This is a genomic window from Kitasatospora sp. NPDC059722 (assembly GCF_042733235.1).
In the GTDB taxonomy this organism is placed as follows: Bacteria; Actinomycetota; Actinomycetes; order Streptomycetales; family Streptomycetaceae; genus Kitasatospora.
On sequence record NZ_JBHWGD010000181.1, the window covers coordinates 1 to 6,355 of the forward strand.

The 6,355-nt window shown below is 72.8% G+C and carries 6 protein-coding genes; 2 read left to right on the forward strand and 4 right to left on the reverse strand.

Annotated features, from left to right (window positions below):
• Positions 1-192 (reverse strand): class II fructose-bisphosphate aldolase (locus ACFV4F_RS41645; protein WP_380510929.1); only part of this gene is annotated, 192 nt, incomplete at its 3' end.
• Between ACFV4F_RS41645 and ACFV4F_RS41650 the strand changes: the two genes are divergently transcribed.
• Positions 179-910 (forward strand): hypothetical protein, encoded by a 732-nt coding sequence (locus ACFV4F_RS41650; protein WP_380510932.1) that lies wholly within the window; start codon positions 179-181, stop codon positions 908-910. The genes ACFV4F_RS41645 and ACFV4F_RS41650 overlap by 14 nt on opposite strands.
• Positions 911-914: 4 nt before the next feature.
• On the opposite strand, the gene ACFV4F_RS41655 is transcribed toward ACFV4F_RS41650, so the two are convergent.
• Complete coding sequence (locus ACFV4F_RS41655) at positions 915-3,221, reverse strand: hypothetical protein (protein WP_380438765.1); 2,307 nt, start codon at positions 3,219-3,221, stop codon at positions 915-917.
• Between the two features lie 286 nt (positions 3,222-3,507).
• On the opposite strand from ACFV4F_RS41655, the gene ACFV4F_RS41660 reads away from it, so the two are divergent.
• The gene (locus ACFV4F_RS41660) at positions 3,508-4,746 is read left to right on the forward strand and encodes a styrene monooxygenase/indole monooxygenase family protein (RefSeq protein WP_380510935.1); all 1,239 of its coding nucleotides are present in this window, start codon (positions 3,508-3,510) and stop codon (positions 4,744-4,746) included.
• Between the two features lie 97 nt (positions 4,747-4,843).
• On the opposite strand, the gene ACFV4F_RS41665 is transcribed toward ACFV4F_RS41660, so the two are convergent.
• Together ACFV4F_RS41665 and ACFV4F_RS41670 are read right to left on the reverse strand one after the other, a co-directional pair.
• Positions 4,844-5,617, reverse strand: a complete 774-nt coding sequence (locus ACFV4F_RS41665) for a DUF2182 domain-containing protein (RefSeq protein ID WP_380510938.1) — start codon at positions 5,615-5,617, stop codon at positions 4,844-4,846.
• Positions 5,618-6,223: a DUF1326 domain-containing protein gene (locus ACFV4F_RS41670; RefSeq protein WP_380493172.1), complete on the reverse strand. Its 606-nt coding sequence runs from the start codon at positions 6,221-6,223 to the stop codon at positions 5,618-5,620.
• Positions 6,224-6,355: the final 132 nt, after the last annotated feature.

Consider the following 6,355-nt stretch of genomic DNA (forward strand, 5'->3'; position numbering starts at 1 on the left):
CATGACCGAGGAGAAGCCCAGGTCGACGGCCTCGGCGACGAGTGCGGCGGACGTCGCGTGGTCGAGGTGGACGGCCACGGGCACGGTCGCCCGCCCCGCGAGAGCGAGCGGAGCGGCGGGGGCCCGCGCGAGGGGGGGGGGGGTGGTGGCGGCGGCGGGCCTGGGCGGGGCGGCCCTGGTGGACGCGGGCACGTTCGCGGCCGTACTCGCCGTCATGGTGCGGGTGCGTCCGATGGCGGAGGAGGAACGGCCGTCGCGGCGGGAGGGCCTGGCCGCGGGCATCGCCGATGGCGTCCGGCTGGTGGCCAGGGATCCGGTGCTGCGCCCGGCGCTGCTGCTGACGGCGGCCGCCGCGGCCGGACTGCTGCCGGTGGTCTCGCTGCTCGGGCCGCTGCTGGCCCGGTCGGCCGGCTGGGGCCCCGGGGCCGCCGGTCTGGTGGGGGCGGGGCAGAGCGCGGGCGTGCTCGCGGTCGCGCTGGTGGCCGCCCGCCGTGGTCCCCTGCGGCGCACCGGCGTGGGGGCGAGCCTGGGCCTGGCCGTCGCCGGCGTGGGGACCGGCGCGCTCGCCGCAGCTCCCGTTCCCGCGGTGGCCGTGCTCGCGGCGGTGGTGGTCGGCGCCGGGTCGAGCCTGTTCGCCTGCCACGTCGGCCCGCTGGTCCTGGGCGCGGCGCCCGGGTCGCACCTGTCGCGCGTGCAGTCCGCGCTGACGCTCGTGCAGAGCGCGGCGCTGGTGCCGGCGACCAACGTGCTGGGCGGCCTCGCCCACGCGGCCGGCGCGAGGAGCGCGCTCGCGCTGTGCGCCGTCCTCGGAGGCGCGGCGGCAGCGGCGGGCCTGGCCTCGCCCGCGTTGCGGATGGCGGGAGCGACCACTGCGGCCCGCGCGAACGCGGGCCGCAGGGAGCCTGCTTGAGGCGTTACTTCTTCTTCAGGTTCGGCGGCAGCACGTTGTACGGGTTGTGGTGGTGGTCGCCGATGTGCAGCTGCTCCTCCGGCTTGCCGGCGAGCTTCGGCAGGACGTGCTTGCCGGTCGGGTCGGTGATCACGATCGCGTCGCCGGTGCGGCGGACGTCGTGCGGCGAGCCCTTGGCGTAGGAGGCGAGCTCCGCGCCGAGGCCGGTCGGGGTGGAGTCGGCGACCGTGCCGAACACGGCGGTGGGCAGGGTCAGGCCGGTGGCCGTCGTGCCGAGGGCGGTGTAGGCGGACTGCTCGCCGCCGTACGCCGCGCCGAACGCGCCGCCGCCGGTGACGGTGGTGCCCGCCGGGACGGTGACCGGCACGGTGGTGCCGGCCGGGCCGTTGACGGTGACGACGCCGCCCTGGACGTACCCGGTGACCGAGCCCGCGTTCTGGGTCTGCTGCCAGGCGTTCTGGTTCTTGAGGACGGTCCCGGCGTCGGTGAGCGTCTGGTTGACGACCGGGGTGTCCGTGGTGAACCACGTGCGGTAGGCCGACAGGATGCCGCTCATCGTCTGCAGCGCCAGCTGGTCGTCCGTCAGGTTGGACTGGTGCATGAAGAACGGCCGCGGGTCGTTGGACAGCACGTACCCGAGGGTGATCTCGGTCTGCAGCGGCAGGACGTAGCTCGACCACGCCGTGTTGAGGTCCAGCGGCGAGATGCAGGTGGTGGTGGCGGGGTTGGCCTCGCAGTTGCCGCTGCCGCCGTTCGCCTTCGAGGTGTAGAGCCAGTTGTACTCGCTCACCTCGTCCTGCTGCGTCGAGACGTTGTAGAACACGTTGACCGGGTGGCGCGGCACGCCCAGCGCGGAGGAGATCTGGCGCTGGCCCGTCTCGCGGGAGGCGTCGACGCCCAGCCACTGGACGTTGTTGGCGGCCAGCGACGCCAGGAAGTTGGGGTTGTCGCTCGGCTGCTGCGGCAGCCTGAACGTGCCGGAGTGCTCGCCGCCCACCAGCTCGTTGGGCCGGAACGGCAGCCCGTTGGCCAGGCCGAACTGGATGTTCTGGGCGATCTGGCCGTTGATGGTGGCCTGGTCGACGTACTGGATGGCGCCGGAGGCGTCGGTCTGGCACCGCCACGGGATGACCGAGAAGTCCTGGACACAGCCCAGGAAGTCGTGGTCGTAGGTGTGGTTGAGCCACATGAAGCTGTTCTTGTTCGCGAGGAGCGCGACGCTCAGCGGGTCGGTGCCGCCCTGCGCCTGCGCGTACTCGAGGCCGGGGTCGGCGTTGAACAGGAAGTCCAGCTGGTAGTTGTTCTGCTGCTGCCAGTTCACCACCGTGGAGACGTCCGCGGCCGTCATCCGGAGCGGGTTGGTGCTCGGCACCCCGGCCGCGCAGTCGCCCTCGCCCGGCGTGCACTTGCCGCTCTGGCTCCAGCGCGCATTGGCGTTGAAGAGGTCGTCGATGTGGGCGGAGAAGTAGTTGCGCCAGTAGCCGAGGTGCACGCCCCGCGTCACCCAGTCGACGATGCCGTGGGCGAGCAACTGGAACTGCTGCTGGTAGTAGTTGTAGGCGAAGGTGAGCACGAGCTGCTGGCGCCCGCTGCTCGTGTAGACGCCCGCGAGCACGCCCTGCGTCGACGTGCCCGGGATGGTCTCGGTGATGTAGGGCTCGAAGTGCGAGCCGGTGGCCGCGTTGTCGGGCAGCGCGGTGGGCAGCGCGCCGTACGAGCCGCTGCCGCCGGCGGTGCCCTCGAACGACACGGGGCCGTTGAGGTAGCGGAAGGCGTCGCCGCGGGCGGAGGCGCTCGCGGTGGCGGTGGTGGCGTCCATCGAGCCGGTCCACGCGGGGGCGCTCAGACCGGTGTTGGCGCCGGGCCAGACGTACGAGTCGACCTGCCGCACGTGGTACGAGGCCTCGTAGCCGGTGAGGGCGGAGAGCTCGGCGGCGGAGAGCTGACCGGGGGAGTCGCTGGGCAGGACGACGCCCTCGAAGTGGCCGTGCGGGGTGCCGTCGGCCAGGGTGTCGGCGAGGAAGGCCGCCGAGATGGTCGCGCGGTTGGCGCTGGTGAGGTCGACCACGGTCGTCGGGACGCCCTCGGAGACCAGCTGCTTGCGGATGCCCTCGACCCAGGGGTTGCCGTCCGTGACGACGAGGACGTTGAGGTCCACCCGGGACGTCGCGGCGGAGGCGGGCACGACGGTGCCGAGGGATATCACCACGCCGGCGGTGGCCAGCGCGACCAGCGGCAGGGCGCGGAAGGGCGTCCGGCGGGACGTCTTCCTTGGCATGCGCACTGCGGCGGAGGAGTTCTTGCTTCTCATGTGATCACCCTGCCTGACCTGCGACGTCGTACCCTCTGGTTACACGAGAGATTGACCATCCGATGGGGGATTGTTTGGAAACGGTTCCCATTGCAGATGACGAGTCGTGAACGTCCGGTTCGTGCACGGGCGTTCGGAGGCGCGGGCCCGTGGCGGAGCGTCAGCCGGGTTGCACGGAGCGTGCCGGGGGTGTGGACGCGGCGCGGGCCGCCTGGTATCCAGACACGGAAAGTCACACGCCAGTCATGACGCGCGGCTCACGCCGCACGGCAGGAAAGCGGGGAGCATGCGCACGATCCTCATCGTCGGCGCCGGCCAGGCCGGCCTCCAGCTCGCCCTGGGCCTCCAGTCCCACGGCTACGACGTGACCGTGATGACCGACCGCCCGGCGGACGCGATCCGCGACGGCCGGGTGATGTCCTCCCAGTGCATGTTCGACGCGGCGCTGCGCACCGAGCGCGCCCTCGGACTCGACCTCTGGGCGGGCGAGGCACCGCAGATCGAGGGCATCGGCGTCACCGTCCTCGGCCCGGACGGTGCGCGGGCGATCGACTGGGTGGGCCGCCTGGACGGCAGCGCGCAGTCCGTCGACCAGCGGCTCAAGATGTCCACCTGGCTGGAGACCTTCGCCGCGCGCGGCGGCCGGGTGGAGGTGCGGCAGGCCACGGTCGCCGACCTCGACCGGCTCGCCCCCGCCTACGACCTGGTGCTCGTCGCCGTCGGCAAGGGCGAACTGGCCTCGCTCTTCGAGCGCGACGCCGACCGCTCCCCGTTCGACCGGCCCCAGCGCGCCCTCGCCGCCGCGTACGTGGACGGGCTCGGCCCGCGCCCCGGGCACGACATCCCCGTCGTCGGCTTCAACCTCGTGCCCGAGGCCGGCGAGTTCTTCGTCCTGCCCGCATTGACCGCGGCCGGCCCGTGCGACGTCCTGCTCTGGGAGGCGCTCCCGGGCGGACCGGCGGACGTCTTCGGCGGGGTCACCGAGCCGGACGAGGTCCTGCGGGGGATCGTCGACCTGATGCGGACCTTCGTGCCCGGCGAGTACGAGCGGACTCTGAACGGCATCGAGGTGACCGACGCGGGCAGTACGCTGGTCGGCCGGATCACCCCTGTCGTCCGCCGTCCGGTCGGCGAACTGCCCGGTGGCGGCGCGGTGCTGGGCGTCGCCGACGTCGTCGTCACCAACGACCCGATCACCGGCCAGGGCTCCAACAACGCCGCCAAGTGCGCCGCCGTCTACCTCGACGCGATCCTCGCCCACGGCGACCGGCCCTTCGACCGCGGGTTCATGCGGGCCGCCTTCGACCGCTTCTGGCAGGACGCGCGCGCCGTCACCGAGTGGACCAACGCGATGCTCGACCCGGCGCCCGAGTACGTCGCGAACGTCATCGCCGTGGCCGGCCGGCTCCCCGCCGTCGCCGACCGGTTCGCCAACGGCTTCAACGATCCCGGGGACTGGGAGCGCTGGCTCCTCGACCCGGACAAGGCGGCGGCCTACCTGGCGAGCGTCTCCGCACAGGACTGACCGGGACGGACGGCGGGCGGTGCACCTCAGCCCCCATCGGTGCCCGCCCGCCTCCGGTCCCTTCCTCCGCCGGTCCCTTCCTCCGCCGGAGGTCCGCTCACATGGGCATGGCCGACGACATGTGCAGTCCCGGGACCAGGCCCGGGTTCCAGGGCACGAAGCACGCGTAGCCGATCAGGGCGGCGCCCAGGACGAGGCTGAACGCCTTGCCGTGGCGCCAGGTCTTCTCCAGGAACACGGCCGCGGCCAGACCGGCCATCCAGGCGAGGTTCATCACGCCGACCGCGATCAGGACGACCATCAGGCCCCAGCAGCAGCCGACGCAGTAGCCGCCGTGGTAGAGGCCGACGCGCAGGTCGCGCAGCCGCCCGGAGTAGCCGCCGAAGTGCATGAGGAACCCGATGGGGGAGCGACAGTGGCTCAGGCAGCGGTCCTTGAGCGGGGTCACCTGGTACAGGCCGGCCGCCGCCAGCAGGACGGCGCCGACCCAGGGCGCGGCGCTCGGCACCCTGGCGGCGAGTTCACCGCCCGCCCAGGCCGCGCCGAACGCGGCCAGCCCGAAGGCCTCCCACACGGCGAGGTAACCGACGACCAGACCGGTGCTACGGCCCGCGCGCGTCCAGCCCGTCGCGTGGGCGCGCAGCGTCCGCAGGTACAACGAGACGACCGGCGTGACGGAGGGGAGCATCATCGCGGCCATCATCAGCCCCCACAGGACCAGGAACCCCCACAGGTCGCGCCCCATCGTGCCCGGTCCGGCCATCATGCCCGACGAGCTGCGGACCGTCAGGACCCAGGCCAGTGCCGCCGCGGCGAGCAGCGCCGCCCGGCTCGCCGGGACGACGGCCCGTCGAGCGGTCTGGACGGACATTCAGGCCGCCCAGGAGAACGGCGCCGAGAAGGCGTTCTTCCCTTCGTTTCCGAACTCGAGGCCGAAGGCGTTCACGCGCGACCTCGTCGCGGTTCCGGCCGCGAGGGTGTCCGCGGGGAATCCCACGCCGCTGACCCGCACGCCCTTCCCGGTCGCGTCGAGCGGCGAGACGAAGTCCTCGACCTCGATGTCGACCGCGTCACCGATCCGCACGCGGTGGCTCCGGCCCTCCTCGGCGTAGTCGATCCGGGCGACCTCCAGCCCGAGCATCTCCCCGACCAGCGGCCCGAGGGCCTCCATCGGGCCGCCGCGCTGACCGGAGAAGACCGCCCCGAGCGCTTCGGCCTGCTCGGGCGAGGCGGCCGCGTCCATGATCACGCCCATCCGCCAGCCGCCCTCGCTCATGAGCGGCGGGGTGTCGGCCACCACGGCGACCGTCAGACCGCTCACGTCGACGTCGTCGACCCGGCCGGAACCGACGTGGAAGGCCAGGAACACCCGGCAGCGGTCGTAGTCCGCCGGAGCCGAGAGGCCGGAGGTGGAGCAGGGGCAGACCATGTCGCAATTGCAGTTCTCGAAATACGTGCCCTCGATACGCCAGGCCATCGGAAGCTCCCTTCCTGAGGCTGAGGCACACACCCCGTGCTTCATTCTCCGCCCCTGAGGATCACCGGGCTACGCCCGGACGGCGAGGCCGGTGCGGCCGTGACCAACGGTCCCGCGTGCGTGTCCGGCTGC

Coding starts and splice junctions, on each gene's coding strand:
- ACFV4F_RS41655 (WP_380438765.1), bottom strand. CDS start 3,221: ATGAGAAGCAAGAACTCCTCCGCCGCAGTGCGCATGCCAAGGAAGACG.
- ACFV4F_RS41660 (WP_380510935.1), top strand. CDS start 3,508: ATGCGCACGATCCTCATCGTCGGCGCCGGCCAGGCCGGCCTCCAGCTC.
- ACFV4F_RS41665 (WP_380510938.1), bottom strand. CDS start 5,617: ATGTCCGTCCAGACCGCTCGACGGGCCGTCGTCCCGGCGAGCCGGGCG.
- ACFV4F_RS41670 (WP_380493172.1), bottom strand. CDS start 6,223: ATGGCCTGGCGTATCGAGGGCACGTATTTCGAGAACTGCAATTGCGAC.